The organism is Streptomyces sp. SLBN-31 (genome assembly GCF_006715395.1).
GTDB lineage: Bacteria > Actinomycetota > Actinomycetes > Streptomycetales > Streptomycetaceae > Streptomyces.
Map to the genome: position 1 here is coordinate 2244202 of NZ_VFNC01000001.1, position 25939 is coordinate 2270140.

Here is a 25939-nt window from a genome sequence, read left to right on the forward strand (position 1 = left end):
CGAGTGCCCTGGGGCCGCCGGTCAAGCGGGGTCAAGGAGCACCAAGTGGTGGTCATCACGGGTGCGAGTGCGGGCGTGGGCCGCGCCGCAGCCCGTGCGTTCGCCACCCGAGGAGCCGCTGTTGCCCTGCTCGCACGGGGCCAGCAGGGCCTGGAGCAGGCCGCCCACGACGTGCGGGCGGCCGACGGGCGAGCGCTGCCCCTGACGGTCGACGTCGCGGACGCCCAGGCCGTGGACGCGGCCGCCCAGCGGGTGGAGGACGAACTCGGACCGATCGACGTATGGGTGAACGCCGCGTTCACCACCGTCTTCGCGCCTGTGACCGAGATCAATCCGGAAGAGCTGAAGCGGGCCACCGAAGTGACGTACTTCGGGTTCGTACACGGCACCCAGGCGGCCCTGCGGCGCATGCTGCCGCGGGATCGGGGCACGATCGTGCAGGTTGGTTCGGCCCTGGCCTACCGCAGCGTGCCGTTGCAGGCGGTGTACTGCGGTGCGAAGCACGCCATCCAGGGGTTCACCGACTCTCTGCGCTGCGAGCTGTTGCACGACGGCAGCGGCGTGCGGGTGACCACCGTCCATCTGCCGGGCGTGAACACACCGCAGTTCAGCTGGGTGCTGACCCGGTTGCCGCGCCATCCGCAGCCGGTGCCTCCGGTCTATCAGCCGGAGGTGGCCGCCGAGGGCATCCTGTACGCGGCCGACCATCCCGGTCGGCGCGAATACTGGGTCGGCGGCTCGACCGTCGCCACGCTGCTCGGGCAGCGGATCGCCCCCGCCCTGTTGGACCGCTATCTGGCCCGTACCGGTTACGACTCGCAGCAGACGGACGATCCCGTCGAACCCTCCCGGCCCGTCAACCTCTGGGAGCCGGCCGACGGCGCCCAGTCGGCCGACCACGGCGCCCACGGCGTCTTCGACAACCAGGCTCATGGACGCAGTCTGCAGCTGTGGCTGTCGCGTCACCGGCGCCCGCTCGCCTGGGGAGCGGCCGCCGCGGCGAGCCTGGGCGGCGTGGGCACGGGGCTGGCCGCCAGTCGGCGCCCGCCGTCTCAGCGTGAACGGCTGGAGGTGTCGTTGAGGCGAGCGGCGCACTCCAGCAGCAGCCCGTGGACGAAGGCCTGGGGCAGGTTGCCGCGCAGTTGGCGCTGACGCACGTCGTACTCTTCCGCGAACAGCCCGGACGGTCCGCAGGCCGCCCGGGTTCGTTCGAACCAGCGCAGCGCGCCGGTCCGGTCACCGAGATGATCGGCGGCCAGCGCCATGGTGAACCCGCACAACAGAAAGGCTCCTTCGGCCTCCCCGAGGGGCACGCCCGGGTGAGCGAAGCGATACAAATACCCGTCCTCGGCCAGCCGCTCCTCGATGAAGGCGCGCGTGATCGCGTTACTGGGATCGTCCGCGGACGGGCAGCCACGGGCCAGGGGCAGCAACAGGGCGGCCTCCGCACCGTCGTCGTCGACGGCCCGCCGCCACCGACCGTCGGGACGCAAGCAGCGCCGCCGGGTCTCCGCGTAGATGACGTCGGCGATCTCGGCACAGCGGCGGCCCGTCGGTCCGGGAAGTGCCTGCGCGATGCCGCGCAGACCGCAGACGACGCCGAGCCGCGAGTGCGTCCACCATCGCTGTTCCAGCTCCCACAGTCCGGCGTCGGGCCGCTGCCAGTTGTCCCGTACCGCGTCCACTGCCACCGTCACGGCGCGCTCCGCCTCTGGTTCGAGCCGGTCCATGCGGGCCGCGGCGGCAAAAAGCTGAAGCGCCTCGCCGAAAGTGTCGAGCTGGAACTGTTCGGCTGCCTGATTCCCGATCCGGTCACTGCCCCCGGGGTAGCCCGGGAACGGCAGTGTGTCCTCCTCGGGCACCGGTCCGCCGTCGACGCTGTAGGCGGGATGTACTCCCGCACCGTCGTCCAGGAGGCGTTCCGCGGTGAAACGCACCGCGCTGTCGAACAAGGGATGCGGCCCATGAGCGGCGACGGCCAGGCCCGCGTAGCACTGGTCCCGCAGCCAGGCGAAGCGGTAGTCGTAACTGCGCCCGCTGTTCGCCCGCTCCGGCAACGACGTGGTGGCGGCAGCGACCATACCGCCCGCGGAGCTGGTCAGCCCCCGTAGGACGGCATAGGCGTGGCGGGCATCCCGCGGCGCCGCGAGGCCCGAGCAGTCCGGCACCACTCCACGCCACTCCTCTTCCGTCCTGGCCCACAAGCAGCGCGGCTCCAGGGGGGATGCCTGCTCTCCTGTCGCGAGCTCCAGCACGAGGTCATGCTCGTCGCCCTTGTGCAGCCGGAACTCGCCACGCAGCCCCGACTCGGGATTCCACGACGCATGGTGCGCGCCCAGGAGCCGCAGGCACAGTTCCGACGACCGAGCCGTCCACACATCTCCCTCCAGTCGAGGACCCCGTAGGCGGTCCGTACCGAAGCCGGGACGTGGGTCAAGGGACACCCGCAGCCGTGCCTCACCTCGTTCGACGCGCATGCGGCGCAGCAGCACCAGACGATCCGGAGACGCCGGCATCGCCAGTGCGTCACGGCATTCGATCACCGAATCCGAGGTCACCCAGCGGCTGACCCGGATGAGCGTGCCATCCTCGTAGTAGCCGCCCCAGACGTGCCACCGCTCCAGCGGTTCCACCGCGAAGTAGCCGCTGCCGCCGATGAGCGAGGAGAACACGGCGTCGCTGTGCCACCGTGGCGCGCACAGCCAGACGATCCTGCCCTCCGGGTCCACCACCGCCCCGCGCTCGCCGTCGGCGAGGACGGCGTAGTCCCGTAGGACCCATGGGGAGCAGGCGCCGTCTCGTACTGGTGCCGGTCCGTCAGCTCTGTTGTTCATGCGTCGGGGGTTATCCCGGGCGGCTCGTCCGGAAACCGACGCTCGTGTGCCGCCTCGTGGCCTTAATCCAAGCGACTGTGTCCGACACCTGGCGGGACCCCATCGAACCGACGGCTGTGCCGACGGGCGCCGGAACAGCGGCAGCAGTCTCGCCGGAGCACCGCCGCTCTTGGCGTCCCGGCGGCGGGTGATCCAGGGTTTCCCGCGGCCGCGTGTGTGAGCACCATGAAGGACACGCTGCGGCAGGTGACCCGCAGCCGGTGCGGTCACCGGCAAGGCTGCCGAGACGAGGAGTCACCCATGGGCCTCGCGGTGAAACCCAGCCGCCCTCCTGGAAACGACGAACGGGACGGGGGACCGGCGTGACACGGATCGGAAACCGCACGATACAGCCGCGGGACGGCCGTCCCCGGGTGGTCCACCGGCCTGCGCTACGTGATGCTGCTGGATGCGGCCCGCGCCGTCGTGCCGTGCTGGGCCAGCGGTCCCACCGACAGACCGGCCTTATGGCAGTCGTTGACGATGCCGGGCAGCGCACCGAGGGCGGAGTGCCACGCGCCGGCGGCGGAGGTTCGGTCGGAGTCGTGCAGCAGGACCGTGCCGCCGCCGCGTAGATCCGCTTTGATCGCCGCCCGTACGGAGGCCGGAGTGGCGTCGCCGCCCAGTCCTTGCCCCAGGCCGTCCACAGCACCGGCCGCAGTCCGGCCCTCCGTGCGGCCATCCAGCGTCCCGAGGTGAGGATGCCGTACGGGGGCCGGTACCAGTGCGGTCGGCTGCCGGTGACGTCGCGGACCGTGTGGACCGCGCACGCGATCTCTGCCGCGTCGGGGGCCGGGGACGGCCGCCAGGGGCGGTCGTGGATCCAGCCGTGCACAGCCAGTTCATGCCCGCGCTGGACGGTCTCCTGCGCCAGCGCGGGGTGGCGGGCCACGCTCTCCCCCAGCACGAAGAACGTCGCCCGCACGTCGAGATCCTCCAGGGCGTCGAGGAAGCGCGGGGTGGAGCGCGGATCCGGCCCGTCGTCGAAGGTCAGGGCTACGTGGTTCCAGTGGCCCGAGCCGGAGAGCCGGGGAAACAGCAGGCGGCATACGCCCGGAAGCCAGGTGGCCGCCGGGCCGATGTGTGCGGCGGCCATGGCGAGCGGCAGCATCATGCCTGCGGCCTGCCAGGATCGGGGGGAGCCGGGCGCGTGAGACATCAGCGATCTCCTTCCCTGCGTGAGCTGGGGGGTTCCCACGGCACCTTTGGGCGTTCGAGATTCACCGGAGCTCAACCGTTCGATGCGTCGTGGACAGGCTCGTGTGGCGCGGTGTCCCAGGCGCCGCTGACCGACGGGGCACGCGCCAGCTCCAGGCTTCCGGCTCCGACGAGCGCGATTCCGATCACTTCGGGTACGACCCGCGCGCCGAGTCCGATCTGCTCGCCGAACAACACGCCTCCCAGTGCGACGCTGGTCAGGGCGTCACCGAGGGTGAGGGCGGGCTGGGACGCCGTGAGGGAGCCGGCGCGGAACGCGCCCTGTAGCAGCAGGAAGCTGACGAGACCGGTGGTGGCTGTCGCGTACGGTGACCAGTGCGTCAGCGTGGCGGCCAGTCCCTAGCCGAGCCTGCCCGCGACCTCCTTGAGCAGCGCCGCGGTCGCGGCGAACGAGACCGCGGCGGCGCAGCCGAGCAAGGCGGCCCGCGGCGCCCCCCGCGTCAGCCGGCCGACTGCGACGAGTGCCGCCACCACGCACAGAAGCGCAGTTCCCGCCCAGAGCGAGGCCGCGGGGGACGCGGTGGACCGGCCGGCCGAGGGCGAGGCAGCGGCCAGGAAGAGGGCCAGCCCCACGGCGAGGGCCGCGAAAGCCAGCCAGGTGCGACGGTGGGGGTGGCGGTGGAACACGACGCTGCCCACCGCCAGGGTGAACAGCAGTTCACTGGTCAGCAGGGGCAGGACCACCGCCAGGCTGCCCACGGCCAGCGCCGAGGCCTGCAGCACGGTGGACAGCAGGAGCAGCCCGGTGCCGGCCAGCCAGTGCGGCCGCCGCAGCACCTGCGTGAGCCAGCGCACGGCCGGCCGGGCGCCCGGGCCGCTGTCCGGCTCATCGGTGGCCGCCCGCCGCTGCAGGACGGAAGCGGACGCGTTGGACAGGGCCGCGCACAGGGCGATTACGACGGTAAGGGCGCTCACGATTGTTCATCCGAACTGGGCGGCGAGCCGCCGGTACAGCCCCGGCGTGGCGCCGCGCATGCGCACGGGCAGGCGCAGCCAGCCGGGCACGTAGACCTCGTCCTTGCCCCGGCGGACGGCCTTCCACACGGCGTCCGCCACCCGCTCGGGCGGAACCGGCCTGGGCCGCGACCGCAGGTACGGGGCCCCGCGACGGTCGAAGAACGGAGTGTCCACCACGCCGGGAATCACATGGCTGACGCCCACGCCGGTACCGCGCAGCTCGTAGCGCAGGGCCTCGGCGAAGGAGGCCAGCGCGGCCTTGGCGGCGGAGTAGACGGCCTCGCCGCGCACTCCTACGCTGCGGCCAGCGAACCTATGAGCACAATGCGTCCGGAGCCGGCATCGATCATGTGCGGCAACAACTGCCGCACCAGGTGCAGGGTGGCGACCAGGTCGATGTGGACGACCTCGTCGAGGGTTGCCGAGGGCATGCCGACGAAGTCCCCGGCCCAACCGATGCCCGCCCCCGCCACCAGCAGGTCCAGGGGGCCGACGTGATTCAGAACGAAGTTCCCAGTCGGCGGTCCGCGCCGGGCCGGGTGAGGTCCGCGGCAAAGGCCGTACCCGACGCTTGCGCGGCCACCTTCTCCAGGCGTGTCGCGTCCCGCCCGTTCAAAACGAGGCGCCAACCCCCCTCGGTGGCCAGCCGTCGGGCCACAGCCGCACCGATGCCGGAGGAGGCACCTGTCACCAGCGCGGCGGCTCGGCGAGCTGTCTCACTGTCCGTGCCCTGAGCGACCGGGCTGGCGGACGGGGCCGTCACGGGCAGTGCGCGGGTTTCCGATCCGGTGCGGAAGGGGGCATGAAACATGGTGGCTGACCTCGCTGCGTAGCGGAGAAGAGGGGAGCACCGCCCCGACAGCGTGCGCTCCTGGCACGCGAGCGGCTGGCGGACCGGGGGAGAGGTGTCCCCCGCGGCCGGTGGCGAAACTCAAGGAACTGCCAGGGCGGGGCGACAGGTGCCCATGGCGGGCGCGTGGCCTTATCCACCGTGGTCCGCGCATGGCGCGGCGCGCACGTCGAACCAGTTCGCACCGCCGACCGGTACATCCCCTCCTGCTGGGCTGCCAGCTTCCCGGCGGCATCTTTCCTGACCGTACGCCGGGGCGGAGACCGTCACTCACCGTCCTGCCGTCCTGCCGATGCGCGGGATGTAGCGGCGGTTAGCAACGGGGCGATCGCCAGAACCAGGGCCAAGCCGACCAGCATGCCGTACAGCGGTGGTCCCGGGCGGGAGATCCCGGACGCGATCAGCAAGGTCGTCGCGGCGGCCGGTGGGTGGTGGGCGTCGAGCACATGCAGCAGGAACAGCGTGAGCCCCACGGCGACTGCCTGGGCGCTGATCTGTCGGGCGGTGTCGTGGTGCAGGACGGCTACCGAGGGGTGACTCCACAGGCCGAAGGCGGCCAGGCATCCGAGGCCGACGCCGACTGCGAGGGTATGGCCGGTCACGGCGTTGCGCCATCGTGCGCCCACCGATTCCGGGTGAGCAAGCAGCAGGTAGGCGGTGGGGCCCAGCGTGGTGGTCAGTGCCACCCAGCCGATGAGCCGTCCGACTGCGCCCACCCCGGCGAGCAGCAGGGCGGACAGGAACAAGAGCCGGAAACCGCCGGCAAGCCGCTCCTTCACAAGCCGGTGGCCCTGTGCGGGCTCCGCCGTTCGCTTCTCTGTCACCTGTACCTCGTGTCGCTCGTACACCTTGAGTTGCGGTCGGTTCTGGCCGGGGGCGTTTCGCTGCGGCGCGCTCGCACCGGTCAGTGCGCGGCATACGCGACGGTCGACAGCAGGGCGTTCGAGGCTTGCCGGCTGTCCAGCCGCGTGTGTTGCACCACGACCGGCACGTCGCTCACCAGGACCGACGCATAGTCGGTGCCTACCGGGATGGAGCCGTCGTCGGCGAGCTCATTGAAGCGCTGATGCACAGTGCGCCGGGCGGGGACGGTGACCCGGTATGGTCCGGCGGGTTCGCGGTTCGGGAAGAAGAGAGTGATCTCCAGGTGGGCGTCCTCGTCACCGGTGTTGAGAACGCATGCCGTCTCATGGCTGGCCATCGACTCCGGTCCGGTACTGGACCCGGGGATGAAGCCTTCGGGGATGGCCCATACATGGTGCCCGATGTGTTCCACAGCGTGTCTCTCCTTCAATGAGGAATACGACCTCGGGATCTCGTTCCAGGCGCCGGGTGGAGGGTGCGGATGAATCGCGGCGCCCGTTCTGCCGTGTGGGCCCTTCCGGTCGACGCGACGGTTCGGACTCTTGCCGGTTGCCGTTACGGACCAGCCGCGCAGGAGCGGCGGGATGTGAGGGCCGCCGGACCGGCGACGTGGGACCGCACCTGCCGCTGATCGCCGCGTCCGCGGGGAGCGGGACGACTCGCCTGCGGTACAGGCGGTCACAGCGGCCATGCGCGGCAGCAGCCCCCGTGACCCGCGCAGGCGGCCGGTCGCGTGCCGTGGAGGGAGGAACGCGACAACGTCCAAGCGCCAGGGGGCGGGCCCTCGAGCCGTCGGCATCCTGCGCGGGGTCGGGGGCGAGCTGGTGGCACGGGCGGTTGCCGTGTTCGGTCGGCGGGAACGGCGGTGATCGGATGGGGACGAGCGGGGCGACGTGGCCGAGTGGGCGGCGGTGGGCCGGGTTCCACCCACTTCCGCGGCCGGGGAGCACCCCAGGAGGGATTCTCGCAGGCGTGCATAACAGCGACAGGGTGCGCGAGATCCGCAACTGGGAGGACACGCCGATCCCGGCGGCGATCTGTTGTTGCGTCTTCGTCCTGGTTCGTCCGGTCATTTTGCGCCTCGCCAGCGAACTCCTGCATTCGTCGCCGCAGGCATCGACTTGGTCAAAACGGATCTCGCCATGGTCACCACGCCTCCCAGGAGCCGTCCTGCCGTGGTCGCTTCCTGGAGTCACCCAGCGGCGTCTGCGTGAAACAACCGATCGTCCGCATGGCAGTGCCGGCTCGCGGCGGCCTCGGCGAACGGGGGAGGACACCGACCTCCTGCCGGACGGTGGGCCGCTTGCCCGAAGTCCGCAGGTCGTGCCAAGGAGGTGGCTGGAGCGTCGTCGGCCCTCGCACACGTGCTGGACGAACAGCGCCGGTGATCCGCTGCCCCCGCCGTTCGCCCGCGCGGGACGCGCAGCCCACCCAGCGGAACGCGCCACCGGCTCCCATGCTTCAAAACCCGGGTCACGGGGGACTCACGCCTGCGCACCGGCCGAGCGGAGGGAAGCGACGTATGAACCAGCGGCATGTCTTCGGCGAAGTCTTCACCCTGGAGACAGCTATCGCCTCCTTCGTCTTCGTGACGATCCTCGTCCTGCTGATCGTCGCGCTGGTACGGCGCCGAGCACGCCCCGGGACGCAACCCTCGCAACGGACCGAACGAACCCACCTGGAGTCGTACTACCTCGCCGCCCTCGCGGTCGTCGCCACCTTCCTCGTCGTCTACACCGCCTACGCCAACCACCGCCAGCAGCAGACGGACCAGCACCGTCCGACCACGAACGTAGACGTGACCGGCTTCCAGTGGTGCTGGCAGTTCGGCTACCCGGGCACGGCGGGCCAGAAGGTGTCGGTGTCCGGCAACTGCCGCAACGGCCAATTCCCCACCCTGGTGGTACCGACCGGCCACAACATCAAGGTGCGGCTTACCTCCAGGGACGTCATCCACTCGATGTGGATCCCCGCACTGCGCTACAAGATGGACGCGTTTCCCAACCGGAAGAACACCTTCACCATGACCTTCGATCATGAGGGCCGCTGGCGGGGCCGGTGCGCGGAATTCTGCGGGCTGCGACACCGAACCATGGACTTCTGGGTGAAAGCCGTCTCGCCCGACGAATATCAGCGGTGGCTCACGAGCCATGCCGCGGGCAGCGGAGCCGCCGCATGAAGACCGACCCGCTGGCCGTCACCGAGCCGAGCCCCCGGCCCCGGCCGGGCGGTTGGCTGGGACTGCTCACCTCCACCGACCACAAACGCATCGGCCTGCTCATCATCGGAACTTCGCTGGTGCTCATGTTCATGATGGGCGTCCTCGCACTGCTGATGAGGGGCCAGCTGGCCCAGCCGGACGAGCACCTGGTCTCCGGGCAGGTGTACAACCAGCTGTTCACCATCCACGGCTCCGGCATGATCTACATGGTCATGACGCCCTTCGCGCTCGGTCTGGGCGTGTACTTGGTGCCGTTGCAGATCGGGGCGCCCGGCATGGCGATGCCGCGCACTACGCTGCTCGGCTACTGGCTGTACGTGTTCGGCGCGGTGACGATGTTGGCCGGATTCGCCACCCCCCAAGGCGCGCACGCCGACGGCTGGTTCTCGTATCCGCCCATGGCGGACAGCGAACACTCGCCGTCGGTGGGATCGGACCTGTGGATCGTCGGAGTGTTCCTCTCCGCCATCGGGGTCATCCTCATCGGCTGGACCGTGCTGTGGACGGTTCTGCGGAAGCGTGCCCCTGGCATGACGATGATGCGGATGCCGGTGTTCTCCTGGTCGATGGTGGCCACCTGCCTGATGGTCATCGGCGCGTTCCCGGCGCTGTTGGCGGCCCTGGTCATGCTGGCGGTGGGCCGCGTCGACCCCTCTGTGTTCGCCTCCAACGTGTGGAACATCGGCTACCAGCACATTTTCTGGTTCTACGGTCACCCCGTCGTGTACGTCATGTTCTTCCCGTACCTGGCCGCCGTGGGCGAGGTGCTCGCCGTGTTCTCGGGGCGGCGCTTCTTCGGCTACAAGGGCACGGTCCTGGCACTGCTGGCCTTCGCGGCCCTGTCGATGAGTGTGTGGGGCCACCACATGTTCGCCACCGGGCAGGCCGCGAACAACTACTACTCCCTGACCTCGATCGCCCTGCTGATGCCGGCCGGGATCGAGTACTTCGCGCTGATCGGCACGGTGCTGGGCGGACGTCTCGTCTTCCGCACCCCGATGCTGTTCGCGCTCGCCTTCATCCCGCAGTTCCTCATCGGCGGACTCACCGGCATCATGGTCGGAACCCCGGTGATCGACTACCACGTCACCGACAGCTACTTCATCGTCGCCCACCTGCACTACGTGCTCTTCGCGGGCAGCGCCTTCGGTCTCTTCGCCGCCGTGTACTACTGGTTCCCCAAGGCCACCGGGGTGCTGCTGCGCGAGGGCCTGGGCAAGCTCCACTTCTGGTTGCTCGTCGTCGGCACCAATCTCACCTTCCTGCCCATGTTCGGGCTGGGCTATCTCGGCATGCCACGGCGGATCTCCAGCTACTCCACCGTGGACGGGTTCAGCCTGCTCAACCTGCTGTCCAGCTGCGGGGCCGCCGTGCTGGCCGCGGGAATGCTGGTGTTCTTGTTCAACATCCTGGAATCCCTGCGCAGCAAGCGACCCGCCGGCGACGACCCCTGGCACGGCCACACCCTGGAATGGGCCACGTCCTCCCCGCCCCCCGAGGTCAACTTCACCCCGCAACATCCGCTGCCACCGATCACCAGCAACGCCCCGCTGCTGGACCGGCGCACGCGAGACCGCTCCGCCGTCGACGCAGAGGGGAGCCGCAAGTGATCAAGAAGCATCCCGGCTGGGCGGTGATGGCCGCCTGGGGCCTGTTCAACGCCATCCTCGCCGCGATCCTGGTCATCTACCGGGAGGACCTGATCGCGATCATGCTCTACGTGGGCGCGGTGGTGCTCATCGAGGTCGCCGCCCTTGCCGTGCTGATCTCCTCCCGGCGCGGCCAGCGCGAGCCGGTCACTCACCGCCTGCCGGTCCGAGGTGCTGTCGCCGTTCCTCCCGCGGCGGCCGGACTGACCCTGGCCGGACTCAGCCTGGCGTACGGCCCATGGATGCTGTCGCTGGCCATTCCACTGCTCATGGTGGCGGCCGCCCTGGCCGTCCATCGCGGCGCCTGGAGCAGGGAGTCGTCGTGAACGGCATGCACGCGCACGGTATGGACACGCAGCCCGTCACCATGGCCGTCTCCGGGCTCCTGGTCGCCGTGGCGGTACCGGCGCTGATCCACGTCACCCGGCACCGGGCGGAATGGCAGAAGGTGGCGCTGCCAGCGGCCGTCGTTCTGCCGCTGTTTCTCGTGCTGCACGGTGTGATCACCCTGACCATGCCCCTCATTTCCTCTCTGCCGGTGCATCTCCTGCTGGAGGCGTTGCTGCTGTGCGGCGCGATCCTGTTCTGGCTGCCGGTGATGGGCACCCGACACCGGCTGAGCGACCCGGCCCGCTCGGTCTACCTCTATCTGGCGATGCCGCTGCTGGACCTGCCGGCGGTGGCGATGGTCGCGCTGGGCCATGTCGCCGGTGGTCTGGCGATGATCGTCGCCATGCTGCCGATCGGCCTCGCGGCGCTGGCCATCACGTGGCGGTGGGTCACCGCGGAGGAGAGGCTGGCGCAGGCGCAGGTCGAATGATGCGGTGCCCCGCAGGGGGAGCCTTCACCCGGTGGGCGCGTCCGTGCGCTGCTACGCGTCCGACGACTCCTCATCGCTCTGGGCCTCGGCCGGATCAGCCGTCACTGCCGCGACGTAGCGGCGGTCATCCTCCGTCAGCGGCATCTCGATCCGCTTGCCGTAGTACCAGCGGCTCAGTCCCCGCCTGAGCCAGCGCCCCACCGGCTGGTACCAGTGGCCGACGCGGCCGAGGGGCAGGGGGGTGTCGCGGACGATCAGCGTGTGCAGCTCCTCCTTGGACAGCCCGGAATGGTCCCTGACGTACGAACCGTCGGCGGTCTGCCGTACGTGGTCGGTCGCCGGGCCCTGCTCGACGCGCGTCCGATCGAGCGCCTGCAGACCCAGACACAGGCGCTTCGTGGCCCAGAAGCACAGGACGGGCAGGACGAAGAGACAGACGCGGAAGGTCCAGGTGATCAGCTCCATCGGCACCTGGAACACCTTGGCCAGCACGTCCTGGCCGCCGTCAGCGAGCAGGACGGCGTAGAAGGTGATGCCGGCCACCCCGAGACCCGTGCGGGTGGGCTGGTTCCGCGGACGGTCGCACAGGTGGTATTCCTTGCGCCCGCCGGTCACCCAGCGCTCCAGGAAGGGATAGAGGTACAGCACACCGAACAGGGCCAATGGCAGCACCACCGCCGGCAGGAACACGTCCCAGACGATCGTGTGTCCGAGGAAGTTGGTCTCCCACCTGGGCATCAGGCGCAAGGCACCTTCCAGGAAGCCCAGATACCAGTCGGGCTGGGCGTCGATGGAGGCCTGGTCGGTCCGGTAGGGGCCGTAGTCCCAGATGGGGTTGATCTCCATCAGCGCCGACATGATGGCCAGGACCCCGAAAAGAGTGAAGAAGAGGCCCAGCGACTTCGTCGTGTACTGCGGGTAGAGCGGCTTGCCGATCACGTTCTGGTTGGTGCGCTTCGGCTTGGCCCACTGCGTGTGCTTGAGATAGACGACCAACCCTAGGTGAACCGCGATCAGCGCGATCATCAGGCCCGGGATGAGCAGGATGTGCGCCGCGTACATTCGGGGGATGATCTCGTGGTCCGGGTACTGGCCGCCGAAGATGAAGAAAGTCAGGTAAGTGCCCACGATCGGGATGGAGAGCACGATGCCCTCCGCGGTGCGCAGACCGGTGCCGGACAGTAGGTCGTCCGGCAGGGAGTAGCCGCAGAAGCCCTCGAGGATGGCCATCCAGAACAGGGTCACGCCGATTGTCCAGTTGACCTCGCGCGGTCGGCGGAAAGCCCCCGTGAAGAAGATCCGCAGCATGTGCACACCGATCGCGGCGACGAAGACCAGCGCCGCCCAGTGGTGCAGTTGCCGCACCAGAAGTCCGCCCCGCACGTCGAAGGTGATGTGGAGGGCGGACGAGTAGGCCTCCGACGTCATGACGCCCTGCAGGGGCTTGTACGACCCGGTGTACGGCTGCTCCGTCATGTCCGGGTGGAAGAAGAACGTCAGGAAAGTGCCGGTGACGACCAGGATCACGAAGCTGTAGAGAGCGATCTCGCCCAGGAGGAAGGACCAGTGGTCGGGGAAGGCCTTGCGCAGGAACTTCTTCCCTGCCTCCGAGACCGGTAGACGCCGGTCCACAGCCGTCACGAGCCGTTCGCCGCGGGTGGGCTTCGGCTCCGGGTGCAGCAGCTTCCGCAGGAGCGACAAGAGCGGTTCACCTCCGATTGGCCCGCGGGCGAGTCGGATCCCGCCGGAAAGAGCTGAGGCCACTACGGCCGCCGACGGGAGTCCCCGTGTGGGCCGGACTTGAAACGGGGAGGCCTTACCGTTCACGCGTCCGTGTCCGCATGACCGACGGTGCATGTATCCCCGTGCCGCCAAGGACGCCTTCTTGAACGGCAAGAATGATGTGAGCGCGTCACCGGGGCGGTATTGGCTGCTGCCCGTGTGCTAGCCGGGGAAACCGTCGGGAGACGCTGTTGCAGGCCTGCGGGACGGACCGGCGCCGGGCGAGGACGGCCCGGGGCTCTTTCCGCTCGGCGGCGGACGCCGACCCCCAGGCCTCCGGAGGCAACCGGGGGCCTGCTCGCCGACCGTCTCGGCAGACGCTCACCCGCCGCCGCGTCGACCAAGAGAACCGAGAGAAGTTGGGAGCTGTCGGCTTCGGTCTTAGCCTGTCGAGGAGTACGGAGTCGGCTGGTCGGCTTACGTTCGGCGGTCGCGCGGCACGCCACAGCCTCAGGGCGCCGGGTAGCGGCCAGCGGAGGCCGCGTGGATTACAGCCATGGCCGACCGGTCGGTGTGCCGAAAGGAAGCGGCCCCGCGCCTGAGCGCTCCGGAGGAACACAGGACACCTGCCGAAAGAGTGATCTTTGCATGGGCTAAGAGAAAACGGGAACCCCTGTCCATGCCCAGGAACCAGCCGACCGCCAGAGGCTCACATGACGTCCCTCAGCAGTCCCAGCGGATCGCCGACGCAGGTGAGCGACGGGGCCGACCTGTCGCCGCAGCTGATCGACGACCTCGTGGGCGCCGTCAGCCGGATGCCTCCGGGCCGGGAGCGGGAGGCCGCCCGCGACGACGTCATCCGTCGGCTCGTTCCCTTGGCGCGCCGCATCGCCGGCAAATACCGCAACGCCGGCGGCGAAGAGCAGGACGACCTCTTCCAGGTGGCCTGCCTGGGACTGGTCAAGGCCGTCGACGGCTACGACCCGGAACGGGGCCACGCCTTCCTGTCCTACGCCCTGCCCACGGTCACCGGAGAGCTGAAGCGGCACCTACGGGACAGGACCGGACTGGTGCGGCTACCGCGTCCCGTGCAGGAAGCCAGACAGCGCGTGAACCGGGTGCAGAGGGAGCTCGAGCAGCAGTTCGGCGGACGACCGCCCACACCGGCGGAGATCGCGCGGACATGCGGCCTACCCGACGAAGCGGTGGCTGAGGCCCTGTGCTGCGAGTGGGCGCTGCGCCTTCGGCCGCTGGAGATGCCGGCGGGCGGCACCGACCGGAGACGCCTGGCCCCCGCCGAAGTGATGGGAGACCACGACACGGCCCTGGAGTTCACCGCGGAACGCCTGGCCCTCATGCAGGCCCTGCGGCAACTCCCGGAAAGAGAACGGCGCATCCTGTTCCTGCGTTTCTTCCACGACCAGACACAGCGGGAGATCGCAGCGGCCGTCGGGATCTCGCAGATGCACGTGTCCCGGCTGCTCGCTCGCTGTCTCACCCGGCTGCGCGAGTTGCTGGTCGAGGAGGTGGACTCGCCGGTCACCGGAACAGGCGCTTGTGCAGGTGCGGACTCCCTTGCTGAAAGTGCCGTGCCACGCCGGGCGGAGGCCCGCAGCACGCCGGTGTCCTCCAACTCGGCATGGAACGGCCGGGACGCCGAGCGGCCGCGCCGCGATGCCGGTCGGCGGCTGCCTGCGCCACGGATCCGCCGAGACGGTCAGAAGCATGCGCGCACTGACTGTCCCTCCCGGCCACTGCTGCTCGCTCGACATCCCGGACCTGGCGAATCCCGGCAACGCATGTGGCGAACTCCTGGTCCGGGTCGTAGCCCTCGGCGTGCGCGGTACGGGCCGGGAGATCGCTCCGGGGCAGTACGGGTAGGCTCCGCCGGAGCGCGACCGGCTCATCCCGGGGCACGAGTCGCTCGGCCGCGCGGAAGAGGCCCCGGACGGCTACGCGGTGCAGTTGTGGTCCGCGGAAGCCGATTGCGCGGTCGCTGCCGACGCTGGCCTGGGCCTTGCGGCCGTAGTCACAAAACCGGCGAGCGTCGTCGCCAGGGCGTGAGGGCAGATCGACAAGGTTGGGACCAGGGCTTGGTTCGAGCCCCACCAAGCGGCCATCAGCCCGATCGGCCCGGCTCACTTATCACACCACCACGGTGGAGGACTTGATCAGCGCGGTACGCCCCGACGTCGTGGTAGAAGCCACCCAAGCCGCACTGGTGGTCTTCGACTGTCCGCGCGGAACAGCCGCTCACCGTGTCGTGCGCCTCACCGCTGTCTCTCCGGCCGGGGGGCGGCCGCGAGTGGCTGCACAAGCTCATCCACCGCCGCCTGCCTTTGGAGAGGGCGGCCGAGGCGTTCGAGCGGCAGTCCGACGACGTCCACAGCGGCGATCGCCCCGGACGGCGCGGAAGAAATCCGGCCCCCTGACGGGCATCAACGGGAGACCGGCCTCGGCCGCTGGAGCGGCTGGTGAAGGACTCGTAAAGCGGACGGCATGAGCCGCTGTCCGCTGCGGCACGAAGCCGAACCGGTAGAGGAGCCCTACCTGTCCGCCGTGCGCGGACGTGACAGGCGCACTCTTGCGAAGCCGCCGTCGCGAGAACGAGCCGTACGCCTCCCTGGCACCGCGCGGTCAGCGGTCCCCGTGTTAGCAGGCGGAAGCGGGTCGCCCCCGGCCGCCCGTGTCGGCGTTGGTCAGCGCAGTGTGAATGCCCACCCGGATCCGAGGGCGGCCAGCCCCATGACAAACCACAGTCCGTAGTCGCCCACCGCGCCGTCATGAAAGCTCTTGAGAACACCGACCGAGCCGAGCAGCACCCGCCGGAGACTCGCCGCCATCCTCTGCCAGGAGAGGGCCGCGGCGGCCAATAGCACCGCTCCACCGACCGATGCGCAGGCGCAGATCCAGATGCGTGCGCTCACCGTGTAGGGGCCGGGGCCGGTCCGTGCAGGCGGCATCCGTTCGCCGAGGACGTGCGCAGCCGTCTGCCGGGGCTGACTCACCGAGTGCGCGACCGTGGTGAACCAGTCCGCGATGCCGGGCACGAAGGACAGACCGTACGCCAGGAGCACCAGCACCGCGGGAGGAGCGAGCATGATGACTCGGTGACTGGGGCGCCTCCAGTCGGCGTTCGGCTGGAAGTCGGGCTCGCCCTCCTGAGGTTCGGTGGGTTGGTGGGTGAGCGCAGGGTCCTCTTTGGGCCCCCAGCCCAGGAAGACACGGGCCGCCGCCCGGAGGAACACCGCGCCGGTCGCCATGGCTCCGAAGGTGATCACTGCGGTCAGCCAGTCCCGGTCGGCCCCGTCGACGATCAAGGCCGTGGCCAAGAAGGGACCGAAGGGCGGCATCAGTGCGAAGCCCAGACCGCAGGCGGCCAGAAGGAGGCCGGGCAGCACACCGCCGGGCCGACGCCCTCGGCGGTGCAGCAGGAGTTCGTCGCTCGCGCCGAGCCACTGGATGATGGCAGCGATCAGCAGGAAGAGGGCTGCCTTCAACAGCCCATCGACGACGACGAGAAGTGTCGCCCCGGCCAGTCCGCGCGGTGTGAGCAGCGCGATGCCGGCCAGTACCAGGCCGCCGTTGGCGACCGTGGCGAAGGCGAGCTGCCGTTTGAGATCGGCCTCCAAAAGCGCCATGGCGGCACCGACCGTGACCGATCCGACGGCGAAGACGAGCAGCGCTGTGCGCACCGCGCCGTGGTGACCCGCGAACGCTTCGGAGAAGCCGTCCCAGTAGATCCGGGCGAAGGTGTGGAAGGCGAGGTCGCTCATGATCCCGGCGAACAGCGCACCCACCGGTGCGGGGACGACGGTGTAGGCATCGGCCAGCCAGAAGTGGAAGGGAACGGCGCCGGCCTTGACCAGCAGGCCTGCCGTGATGAACGTGAAACCGACCACGACGGATCCGCTCGGTGGCTGCTCCCGCAGGGCCTCACCGATCTGCGCGAGGTTGAGCGCGCCCGTACGGCCGTAGATCAGGGCGATCCCGAACAGCATGGTCAGCGTGCCGACGGTGTTCAGCACCGCGAACGTGAGCGCGCCCTGCACCACGCCCGGCTGACGGATCTGATAGCCGCACAGCGCGTACGCCGCCACGCTCATCAGCTCCAGCCAGACGAAGATGTTGAACAGGTCGGCCGAGAGCGAGAAACCCACCATTCCGGCCAGCAGAACGAGGACCAGCACGTGATAGAGGTGCCCGACCTCCTCGAAGTAGCGCCAGGAGAAGACCAGACTCGCCACGGTGAGCAGCCCGGCCAGCGCGGCGAGTGTCGCCCCGGCCGGCTCGACGACGAAAGCGATGCCGATCGCCAGACCCCCCACCGGATGCCAGCCGCCGAACCAGTAGACGATCGGCTTATCGCGAGTGGCCGCCACCAGCACGACGGCCATCACGGTCACCGCGACAGCTGCAGCGAGAGCCACCAGGTCGGGCCCGCGGCGCGGAATCCACCGGGTCACGGCCGCCAGCACGGCCGCGATGATCAGCGGAACGGCGACGGTCAGCGGTACCAGCGTGCTCGGCTCAGCCACGAACGCGCGCCAGTGCGTCGGGATCTAGGGTTCCGCCGCGGCGATGACTCTGCTGCGCCAGGGCAAGCATCAGCGCGAGCGCGACCACACTGACCACGACATCCGTCAGAGTGAGCGCCTGCACGATCGGGTCGGCCATGGGCTTGCCCGACTGGGCCCCCTGAGCGATGGGCGGCTGGCCGTTACGTACGGTCCCGAGGGAGAGCAGGGCCACGTACGTTGCGGACTGCGTCACCGTCAGGCACACCGCGATGTGGATGTAGTCGCGACTGCTGACGATGCCGTACAGACCAGCGAGGAACAGCACGCCCGCCACCAGGTACGGATAGACGCTCACATGTCCTCCCGGCTGGACTGCGGATGCGGAACGGTGTCGACGTACTCCTCGAGGAACTCGTGGAACATCAGCACGCAGGCGGCGGCGACCTCCAGCCCGGTCGCCCAGTTCAGCAGGGCGATCGTGCCGCCGGACAGGAGACTGCCGACGGTACCCAGAGGCAGGAACCCGGCGAGGAACGCCTGCCCTGCCGCGAGCGCGGCCAGCCCGACGGCGATGTACGCGGCAGCGCCGGTCCCCTCGGCCGCGTCGACGAGGGCGGTCGGCGTCAGCCTGCGATGGTCGCGGTAACTTGCGGCGATCCAGATGAGCAAAGCGGCTCCGGCGCAGATCACTCCGCCCTGGAAGCCGCCGCCCGGGGTGAGGTAGCCGTAGGCGATCGTCCACAGCCCGAGCAGCAGTGTGACGGGCACGAGGAACGCGCCCGTCCGACGGACGGTGGCACTGGTCACCGTGTCCTGGGGCCGCTCGCCAGCGATGTCCCTCGAACTCCTGAGCAGCAGCGCGGTCCCCATCACACTGGTGAACAGGATCAGCTCCTCGCCGAGCGTGTCCCAGCCCCGGTAGTCGAAGACGACGGCCGACGGGATGTTGGTGACATGCCGCTGTGCGACGGCGTGCCGCAGTACGTACGCGGCATACGCGTGGGGCCGCGAACCGAAGTCCGGCAGACCCAGCAGCCCCCACAGCAGCACGCCCGCCAGCGCGATGCTCGCCGGCACGAACAACAGCAGCCGCAGCCGGCGGTTCATTCGGAATCCTTGCGCTCGGCGGCGCGGTCGCCGGTGCGGTAGATGGTCGCCAGGAGCAGCATCGGGTAGGCCACCGTGGAGACCACCGCCACGGAGATGGCGACGTCCGGGGCCTGCAGGACGGTGAAGAGCACGACGAGCGAGAGGCCGAACAGGCCGTTGACCAGGACTTGGCGCAGTCGGTCGTGACAGGCGACCACGGCCACGCCCAGCGCGGCGGTGAGCGTGAGCGCGATGGCTTGGACCGCGGTCATCCGGTCTCCTCCGGTGTTCCCATGCGCGGCCCCGAGTCGGGCGGTTCCAGGTCGCCGTGGATCAGGCGACGCGCGGCCCGTCCGGTCGCGTGCGTGAGCACAGGGTTGAGCACCACTAGGAAGGCCACCGCCGCCAGGGCCTGCACCGTGCCGGAGACGGAGGAGAAGCCGGTCAGAGCCACGGACACGCCGATCAGGACGGGGCCGACCGTGGTGCCCGCGGCGGCGAAGTGCAAGCGATCGAAGACATCGCGCATCCACCACACACCGAGACAGCACACCAGTTGGGCGAGGACTCCGGCGGCCAGGGTCGCGTCGGCCGCGACGCGGACCGCGTTCATGGACTGCGGTCCAGGAAACGGGTGCAGAGCAGTCCGCTGACCCAGCTGAGGACCGCCGTGATCAGAGCCACCCCCGTCATGGCGGAGCTCTGCGTGCCGACCGCCACGCACACCAGAGTCAAGGTGGTCATCGCTCCGCCGAGTTCCACTGCCACCAGCCCGTCGATGGGACGGGCACGCATGCTCACCCACGCCAACGGCACGATGCCGATCAGCAGGGCGGCCGCACCGATCAAGTACTCCTGTTTCATGCGGGCTCCTCCGACGCTGTCATCGGACGCAGGTCGTGCAGCAGGGCCTGGCCGGTGCTGCGGTCGACGTCGAGCACGTACGCGTTGGGCGAGTAGGTGGCGGTCATGGTGAGCCATGCCGCGGCCACGCCGCTGTCCGCTTCGGGCAGCCCGGTGTCCCGGCGTACGAAACGACCAACCGGCCCCCGCCGACCGCCGGCGATACAGCGCGCCAACACCCGGAGGACGACTCCGAAGTCCACCAGCGTCTGCCAGGCCGCACGGGGCACACTCGCGGCCCACCGTCCCTTCGGCCGCCCCTGCAACAGCCCCTGGACCACCACCACCCGCGCCGCGACCGTGGCCACGGCGGCCGCGGCGGCGCCCCACGCGGCCACCAGCCAGCCGCCCTGACCGCTGAAGAGGAACCACAGCGAGTACAGCGCGCACCACCATGACAGGACCCCGATTGCCGTGCGGACCACCGGTCGCCTGAAGGCGGCGGCCGATGTCATCGTTCGTCTCCGAGTGTCGTCACGGCAACCTCGGGTTCCCGGCAATGCTCCGTTCTACGCCGAGCGTCACCCGAAGAGAGCAGAAACTGACGACGGCCGGATCCGACGAGGATTGACGAGACGGTCGGCGACGGCGTCTTCAGGAACGACACAGCGGCCTTCCGTCCGTCGGGGAGGTGTACGGCCGGACCATGTCCGGACCCCGCGGCACGGATGCCTGAGCGGAGGCCGGTGGCGCTCGTAAGAGTTGCGACCGGTCTTCCGCTGTCGTCGCATGGGAGCGGTGGCTGCTTCAGCAGATGCACTGGCGGAGCGGAAACGGATCGTTTACGCACCCGTCGGGCGGGTCACCCCCTGATGACGTCAGTGGTGTTCGGGCGAGGGAGTGTGTCATGCCGCAGGAGGCCGACTCTGCGCTGCAGCGTCTGCCCGAATGGGGTGTTCGGCGGGCGTACGAGCATCCCGGTGACGGGATCAAGGGACTTCGGGATGCCTGCGACCGGGGCCGGCGGCAGCCAGATTTCATCCGGGCGGAGCGTGACGAGCCGGCCGGGTTCATGGCGTGTGGGCGAGAGGGTGCCTGCCGGGCAGGCGCGGCAGGCATCACGGTGAAGGGTGTGCGCCAGAAGGCCACCGAGCCGGCCGAGCGCCTGCCCCGGAGGCAGTCGTGACCGGCCGCCGTCAGGCCGTCGGTGCAGCGGAGCTGGACGCCTGCCGTATCGACTCGGTCGATGTTCACGCCTTCGAGGTGCCCACCGACGGGCCCGGCGGCAAGGAACAGGACGGGACCCTGGACTGGGACTCCACGACCATGGTCCTGGTCCGGGTGCACGCCGGGGAGAGAGCCGGCCTCGGCTACACCTACGGGGACGTTTCCGTCGCCGCCTTCGTGGCGTCCAAGCTCGCGCCGATGATCGAGGGGCAGGATGTCACCGCGCCGCCGGCGCTGGGGCATCGCATGGGGGCGCACATCCGCAACGCCGGCCGTCCCGGCGTCGGTGCCATGGCGGTCTCCGCGGTCGACGTGGCGCTGTGGGACCTCAAGGCGAGGCTGCTGGACCTTCCGCTCATCCGCCTCCTGCCCGCCTACCACGACCGGGTGCCGGTATACGGCAGCGGCGGCTTCACCAACTACCCGCTCGACCGGCTCACCGGGCAACTCGCCGACTGGGTCGCCCAGGGCATTCCCCGCGTCAAACTCAAGACCTCACGCGAACCCGAGCAGGACCCGCAGCGGCTGACGGCCGTACGGAAGGAGATCGGCGACGAGGCGGAGATCTTCACCGACGCCAACGGCGCACTCACCCGCAAGGAGGCTCTGTACTGGGCCCGCAGGTTCCATGACGAGTGGGACGTGCGCTGGCTGGAGGAGCCCGTCAGCTCGGGCGACCTGGAAGGGCTGCGGATGCTGCGCGAGCGCGGCCCGGAACGCCTGGAGATCGCGGCGGGCGAGTACGCCTTCACCCCGCGCGACTTCGTCAACCTCGTGGAGCCTCCCGCCGTGGACTGCCTGCAGGCCGACGTCACCCGCTGCGGCGGCATCACCGGCGTCCTGGAGGTGGCCGGCCTGTCGGCGACCCGCCACATCGACCTGTCCGCCCACTGCGCGCCGGCGATCTCCGCCCACGCGTTCTGCGCCGTACGCCGGCTGCGGCACCTGGAGTTCTTCCACGACCACGTTCGCTTCGAGCAGCTGTTGTTCGACGGCACCCTGTCACCCGTCGGCGGCGCCCTGCGGCCCGACCCCGGCAGTCCCGGGCTCGGACTGGACGTCAGGTGGGCCGACGCTGAGCCCTACCGCGTGTACGGAACGCGACCGGCCTGACCCAGGCGCGCGAAGGAGAGATGAAGACCCGATGGCCAAGACGACACGCCGGAAAACGCGTGACATCCCGACCAAGACGCATCCCGAGATCGCCGGACCCCCGCGGGCCCGCCAGACCCTCGACGTCGGCACACTGGAGCGAGCCCTGCGCAAGGCCGTCGCCGGGGAAGTCCGCTTCGACACCGCCTCGCTGGGCCTGTACGCCCAGGACGCGTCCAACTTCCGGCAGGTGCCGATCGGGGTCGTCGTACCCCGCACGCTGGACGACGTCGTTGCGGTGCACAAGATCTGCCACCGCTTCGGCGCCCCGATCCTCAGTCGCGGCGGCGGAACCAGCCTGTCCGGCGAGACGGTCAACGAAGCCGTCGTCATCGACCATTCCAAGTACCTCACGGACATCGGCGAGATCGACGTCGACCGACGCCTGGTCACCTGCGAACCAGGCGTCATCAACGAGGAACTCAACCGCCACACCGGCCGCCACGACCTGGTCTTCGGACCCGACCCCTCCTCCCACTCCCGCTGCGTGATCGGCGGGAACATCGGCAACAACTCCTGTGGCATCCACTCGGTGCAGTCGCAGCTGTATGGTCCCGGCCCCCGCACCAGCGACAACGTCCAGGCCCTGGAGGTCGTCACCTACGACGGTGAGCGCTTCTGGGTCGGCGTGGACGAGGAAAAGGACCTCGACCGCATCATCGCCAAGGGCGGACGCAAAGGCGAGATCTACGCCGCGCTGCGCGACCTGCGTGACAAGTACGCCGACGCCATCCGCCGGGGCTTCCGCTCGGCGGAACAGGTGCCCCGCCGGGTGTCCGGCTACAACCTCGACGAACTCCTGCCCGAGCGCGGCTTCAACGTCGCCCGCGCCCTGGTCGGCACCGAGAGCACCTGCGCGACGGTCCTGCGCTCCACGCTCATGCTCACCCCGGCCATGCTGCAGCGCACCACCGTGGTGGTCGAGTACGACGACCTCGCCGACGCAGCCGAGCACTGCATGGAGCTCATCGAGAAGTGGAAGCCGATCGGCCTGGAGGCGCTCGACGACCGGCTCATCCGCAACCAGCAGCTCAGCAACATGAACGCGGAGGACATCGCGGAGCTGCCGCAGCCGGCCGGCGGCGCCTGGCTGGTGGTCCAGTTCGGCGCCGACTCCACCGAGGAGTCAGTGGCCCAGGCGGAAGGCTTCACACGGTGGCTGACCGACGACAAGGGCTACAAGCGAAACCGCATCCGCATCGCCAAGAGCAAGCAGGAGGGCGGCACCAGCGAGCACTTGTGGGCGATCAGGGAGAGCGGACTGGGCTCGACCGCGTTCCCGCCCGACGGCACCGACCACTGGCCAGGCTGGGAGGACTCCGCGGTCCCACCGGACCGGATCGGCGACTACGTGCGCCGCCTGCGCAAGGTCATGGACAAGCACGGCATCGTCGGTGCCATGTACGGCCACTTCGGCCAGGGCTGCATCCACTGCCGGCTCAGCTTCGACCTGCGCACCGCCGACGGGCTGGCCACCTACCGGGCGTTCATGGAAGAGGCCGCCGATCTGTGCGTGGGCATGGGCGGCTCGGTCTCCGGCGAGCACGGCGACGGGCAGCAGCGCGGAGAACTGCTGGAGAAACAGTTCGGGCCCGAACTCGTACAAGCCATGCGGGAGTTCAAGGCGATCTGGGACCCCCAGTGGAAGATGAGCCCCGGCAAGGTCGTCGACCCCTACCGGATGGACGAGAACCTCAAGCTGGGCACCGACTACAACCCGCCGCGAACCCCGGTCAAGTTCGCCTACGAGCAGGACGGCGGCGACTTCGCCCACGCCACCCTGCGCTGCGTCGGTATCGGCAAGTGCCGTGTGCCGCAGGCCGAGACGACGATGTGCCCCAGCTACCAGGTGACCCGCGAGGAAAAGCACACCACGCGCGGCCGGGCCCGCCTGCTGTACGAGATGCTCAGGGGCGACGTCATCACCGACGGCTGGCAGTCCAACGAGGTCAAGGACGCCCTCGACCTCTGCCTGGCCTGCAAGGGCTGCACCAACGACTGCCCCGTCAACGTCGACATGCCCACCTACAAGGCGGAGTTCCTCTACCACCACTACAAGTCGGCCCGCCGGTGGCGCCCGCGCCACGCCTATGCCTTCGGCTTCATCGACCAGGCGGCCCGCCTTGCCTCCCACGTGCCGGAACTGGCTAACTTCGCCACCCACGTGCCGGGCCTCGCCCGCCTCGCTAAGCTGGCCGCGGGCATCGACCGGCGCCGCCCGCTGCCACGGTTCGCGCCGATGACGCTGCAGGAGTGGTTCGCCCGGCGTGGAGGCACGGCCAACCCCGGCGGACGGCCGGTCGTCCTCTTCCCGGACACCTTCAACAACCACTTCCACACGGGCGTCGGCGTGGCCTGCGTCGAGGCGATCGAGGCCGCGGGCTGGCGGGTGATCATGCCCGAGCAGCACGTCTGCTGCGGGCGGCCGCTGTACGACTACGGATTCCTCGACGCCGCCGAGCGCTACCTCCACCGCGTCCTGGACGTCCTTCGCCCCCATCTGCGAGCCGGCACGCCCATCGTCGGCATGGAGCCCAGCTGCCTGGCCGTCTTCAAGGACGAACTGCCCAAGCTCCTGCCGCACGACGACGACGCCAAGCGGCTCACCCGAAACGCCTACCATTTCCCGGAGTTCTTCCAGACCTTCGGCATCAAGCCACCGGAACTGGAGGGCACGGCACTGCTGTGGGGCCACTGCCACGAGCGCGCCACCGGCGGCATGAATCCCGAACAGGAACTGCTGGAGAAGATGGGCCTCGAGGTCAAGAACCTCCAGGGCGGCTGCTGTGGTCTCGCCGGCTCGTGGGGCTTCGAGTCCGGCAAGTACCAGATCTCCATGGACTGCGGCGAACAGGCCCTCCTGCCCGCGGTCCGGGACGCCGACGAGGACTGCCTGGTCGTCGCCGACGGCTTCTCCTGCAAGACGCAGATCGAGGACGCGGGCACCGGGCGGCGGGCCCTGCACATCGCCGAAGTCATGAAGATCGCCCGTGAGAAGGGTGCCGACCGGCAGCCGACCCCCCGGCCCGAGCGCGACGCGGCGACGCCCCCGTCCCCGCCGCGGGGCAAACGCGCGCTGCGCCTCTCGGCGTACGCCGCCTTCGGCGCGGCGGCCACCGCGGTCGGCGTCCGTGCCGCGCGGCGCTGAAGAGCGTCATCGACCAGATCACTGCACGACACATCCACGAGGAGAAGGATCCACAGCATGAGCGAGGGACTGAGCGACCGGGACCAGGCCGCACACCTGCCCGAGGGTGACGTGGTGGCGATCCTGCTGGAGCAGCACGCACGGATCAAGGAGCTCTTCGCCACGGTGAAGGGAGCCCAGGGCGAGGCGAAGAAGGAGGCCTTCGACGAACTGCGGGCCCTGCTCGCGGTCCACGAGACCGCTGAGGAGATGATCCTGCGTCCGGTCGCCGCGGACACCGCGGGCAAGGAGGAGGCAGACGCCCGCAACGAGGAGGAAGCGGAGGCCAACAAGGTCCTCGCAGCCCTGGAGAAGATGGATGTCACCGACGCCGAGTTCGATGCCGAACTGGCGAAGTTCGAACAGGCCGTCGTCGAGCACGCCGAACATGAGGAGCAGGAGGAGTTCCCCGCCGTGCGGGCCGGCTGCACCGAGGAACAACTGCGCAAGATGGGACAACGCCTTCAGACGGTGGAGAAGATGGCGCCGACCCACCCCCACCCCACAGCGGCCGGCTCTCCCAAAGCGCAGTGGATGACCGGCCCCTTCGCCTCGATGGTCGACCGCGCCAAGGACGCGCTGAGCCGCGGCTGAACACAGGGCACGGCGAGTTGCGCATGATCGCCGGCAGGGTGGCGCGGGCGTCGACGCGCGCGGCCCTGCGACAATGCGCCCACGGCTGCCACCCGCGTGACCGGCGCGGTGGCTGCGCTGGATCCGGTGTCGGCCACGTGTGGGCTCTTCGGG

Annotated in this window: 22 protein-coding genes and 4 pseudogenes; 11 read left to right on the forward strand and 15 right to left on the reverse strand. The window is 69.7% G+C overall.

Annotated features, from left to right (window positions below):
- Positions 1-45 precede the first annotated feature (45 nt).
- The gene (locus FBY22_RS10265) at positions 46-1152 is read left to right on the forward strand and encodes an SDR family oxidoreductase (RefSeq protein ID WP_260844774.1); all 1107 of its coding nucleotides are present in this window, start codon (positions 46-48) and stop codon (positions 1150-1152) included.
- Here FBY22_RS10265 and FBY22_RS10270 read toward each other — a convergent pair.
- The 6 genes and pseudogenes from FBY22_RS10270 to FBY22_RS44485 all read right to left on the reverse strand — a co-directional run bounded on the left by FBY22_RS10270 (position 1053) and on the right by FBY22_RS44485 (position 7174).
- Positions 1053-2834 (reverse strand): glycoside hydrolase family 15 protein, encoded by a 1782-nt coding sequence (locus tag FBY22_RS10270; protein WP_142144332.1) that lies wholly within the window; start codon positions 2832-2834, stop codon positions 1053-1055. The two genes, FBY22_RS10265 and FBY22_RS10270, sit on opposite strands and share 100 nt — an antisense overlap.
- A 431-nt stretch (positions 2835-3265) precedes the next feature.
- Positions 3266-3984: pseudogene (locus FBY22_RS10275) on the reverse strand (polysaccharide deacetylase family protein).
- A gap of 119 nt (positions 3985-4103) precedes the next feature.
- Positions 4104-5006: pseudogene (locus tag FBY22_RS10280) on the reverse strand (DMT family transporter).
- A 6-nt stretch (positions 5007-5012) separates the two neighbouring features.
- A pseudogene (locus FBY22_RS45690) lies at positions 5013-5859 on the reverse strand (SDR family NAD(P)-dependent oxidoreductase).
- A 305-nt stretch (positions 5860-6164) separates the two neighbouring features.
- The gene (locus FBY22_RS10300) at positions 6165-6722 is read right to left on the reverse strand and encodes an HPP family protein (protein ID WP_260844775.1); all 558 of its coding nucleotides are present in this window, start codon (positions 6720-6722) and stop codon (positions 6165-6167) included.
- A gap of 80 nt (positions 6723-6802) precedes the next feature.
- Positions 6803-7174, reverse strand: a complete 372-nt coding sequence (locus tag FBY22_RS44485) for a sensory rhodopsin transducer (protein WP_222127750.1) — start codon at positions 7172-7174, stop codon at positions 6803-6805.
- Positions 7175-8284: 1110 nt separating this feature from the next.
- On the opposite strand from FBY22_RS44485, the gene coxB reads away from it, so the two are divergent.
- From coxB to FBY22_RS44780, 4 genes are read left to right on the forward strand one after another with little or no spacing between them, the layout of a single operon-like run.
- A complete protein-coding gene (coxB, locus tag FBY22_RS10310; RefSeq protein WP_142144341.1) occupies positions 8285-8941 on the forward strand; it encodes a cytochrome c oxidase subunit II in 657 nt (218 codons plus the stop codon).
- Positions 8938-10593 (forward strand): cbb3-type cytochrome c oxidase subunit I, encoded by a 1656-nt coding sequence (locus FBY22_RS10315; RefSeq protein ID WP_142144343.1) that lies wholly within the window; start codon positions 8938-8940, stop codon positions 10591-10593. The genes coxB and FBY22_RS10315 overlap by 4 nt, the downstream gene beginning before the upstream one ends.
- Positions 10590-10958: a hypothetical protein gene (locus FBY22_RS10320; protein ID WP_260844776.1), complete on the forward strand. Its 369-nt coding sequence runs from the start codon at positions 10590-10592 to the stop codon at positions 10956-10958. Before FBY22_RS10315 ends, FBY22_RS10320 begins: the two co-directional genes overlap by 4 nt.
- 5 nt (positions 10959-10963) lie before the next feature.
- Positions 10964-11452 (forward strand): hypothetical protein, encoded by a 489-nt coding sequence (locus tag FBY22_RS44780; RefSeq protein WP_260844973.1) that lies wholly within the window; start codon positions 10964-10966, stop codon positions 11450-11452.
- Positions 11453-11503: 51 nt separating this feature from the next.
- Here FBY22_RS44780 and FBY22_RS10330 read toward each other — a convergent pair whose 3' ends face one another.
- Entirely contained in the window at positions 11504-13144 is a 1641-nt protein-coding gene (locus tag FBY22_RS10330; protein ID WP_260844974.1) for a ubiquinol-cytochrome c reductase cytochrome b subunit, read from the reverse strand.
- Between the two features lie 739 nt (positions 13145-13883).
- Positions 13884-14033 (reverse strand): hypothetical protein, encoded by a 150-nt coding sequence (locus FBY22_RS44785; RefSeq protein WP_260844777.1) that lies wholly within the window; start codon positions 14031-14033, stop codon positions 13884-13886.
- Here FBY22_RS44785 and FBY22_RS45895 point away from each other — a divergent pair.
- A pseudogene (locus tag FBY22_RS45895) lies at positions 13990-14673 on the forward strand (sigma-70 family RNA polymerase sigma factor); the annotation flags it as partial. The gene FBY22_RS44785 and the pseudogene FBY22_RS45895 sit on opposite strands and share 44 nt — an antisense overlap.
- Positions 14674-14899: 226 nt before the next feature.
- Complete coding sequence (locus tag FBY22_RS44790) at positions 14900-15055, forward strand: hypothetical protein (protein ID WP_260844778.1); 156 nt, start codon at positions 14900-14902, stop codon at positions 15053-15055.
- 818 nt (positions 15056-15873) lie between these two features.
- On the opposite strand, the gene FBY22_RS10345 is transcribed toward FBY22_RS44790, so the two are convergent.
- The 7 genes from FBY22_RS10345 to FBY22_RS10375 are packed head-to-tail and all read right to left on the reverse strand — an operon-like array spanning position 15874 to position 20141.
- Entirely contained in the window at positions 15874-17712 is a 1839-nt protein-coding gene (locus FBY22_RS10345; RefSeq protein WP_142144346.1) for a complex I subunit 5 family protein, read from the reverse strand.
- Positions 17705-18049, reverse strand: coding sequence for a sodium:proton antiporter (locus tag FBY22_RS10350; protein ID WP_142144348.1), 345 nt, complete (start codon positions 18047-18049; stop codon positions 17705-17707). Before FBY22_RS10350 ends, FBY22_RS10345 begins: the two co-directional genes overlap by 8 nt.
- Complete coding sequence (locus FBY22_RS10355) at positions 18046-18801, reverse strand: MnhB domain-containing protein (RefSeq protein WP_142144350.1); 756 nt, start codon at positions 18799-18801, stop codon at positions 18046-18048. Before FBY22_RS10355 ends, FBY22_RS10350 begins: the two co-directional genes overlap by 4 nt.
- Complete coding sequence (locus FBY22_RS10360) at positions 18798-19055, reverse strand: hydrogenase subunit MbhD domain-containing protein (protein ID WP_142144352.1); 258 nt, start codon at positions 19053-19055, stop codon at positions 18798-18800. The genes FBY22_RS10355 and FBY22_RS10360 overlap by 4 nt, the downstream gene beginning before the upstream one ends.
- On the reverse strand, positions 19052-19396 hold the full coding sequence (locus FBY22_RS10365) for a monovalent cation/H(+) antiporter subunit G (protein WP_142144354.1): 345 nt from the start codon (positions 19394-19396) through the stop codon (positions 19052-19054). Before FBY22_RS10365 ends, FBY22_RS10360 begins: the two co-directional genes overlap by 4 nt.
- A complete protein-coding gene (locus tag FBY22_RS10370; protein WP_142144356.1) occupies positions 19393-19647 on the reverse strand; it encodes a monovalent cation/H+ antiporter complex subunit F in 255 nt (84 codons plus the stop codon). The genes FBY22_RS10365 and FBY22_RS10370 overlap by 4 nt, the downstream gene beginning before the upstream one ends.
- Positions 19644-20141, reverse strand: coding sequence for a Na+/H+ antiporter subunit E (locus tag FBY22_RS10375; protein WP_142144358.1), 498 nt, complete (start codon positions 20139-20141; stop codon positions 19644-19646). Before FBY22_RS10375 ends, FBY22_RS10370 begins: the two co-directional genes overlap by 4 nt.
- A 392-nt stretch (positions 20142-20533) precedes the next feature.
- On the opposite strand from FBY22_RS10375, the gene FBY22_RS10380 reads away from it, so the two are divergent.
- Genes FBY22_RS10380 through FBY22_RS10395 form a run of 4 tightly spaced genes read left to right on the forward strand, consistent with a single transcriptional unit; the run spans position 20534 to position 25786 of the window.
- Positions 20534-20812, forward strand: a complete 279-nt coding sequence (locus tag FBY22_RS10380; protein ID WP_142144360.1) for a hypothetical protein — start codon at positions 20534-20536, stop codon at positions 20810-20812.
- A complete protein-coding gene (locus tag FBY22_RS10385; protein ID WP_260844779.1) occupies positions 20809-21966 on the forward strand; it encodes an enolase C-terminal domain-like protein in 1158 nt (385 codons plus the stop codon). Before FBY22_RS10380 ends, FBY22_RS10385 begins: the two co-directional genes overlap by 4 nt.
- A gap of 31 nt (positions 21967-21997) precedes the next feature.
- A complete protein-coding gene (locus FBY22_RS10390; RefSeq protein WP_142144362.1) occupies positions 21998-25153 on the forward strand; it encodes an FAD-binding and (Fe-S)-binding domain-containing protein in 3156 nt (1051 codons plus the stop codon).
- A 57-nt stretch (positions 25154-25210) separates the two neighbouring features.
- Positions 25211-25786, forward strand: coding sequence for a hemerythrin domain-containing protein (locus FBY22_RS10395; RefSeq protein WP_142144364.1), 576 nt, complete (start codon positions 25211-25213; stop codon positions 25784-25786).
- Positions 25787-25939: the final 153 nt, after the last annotated feature.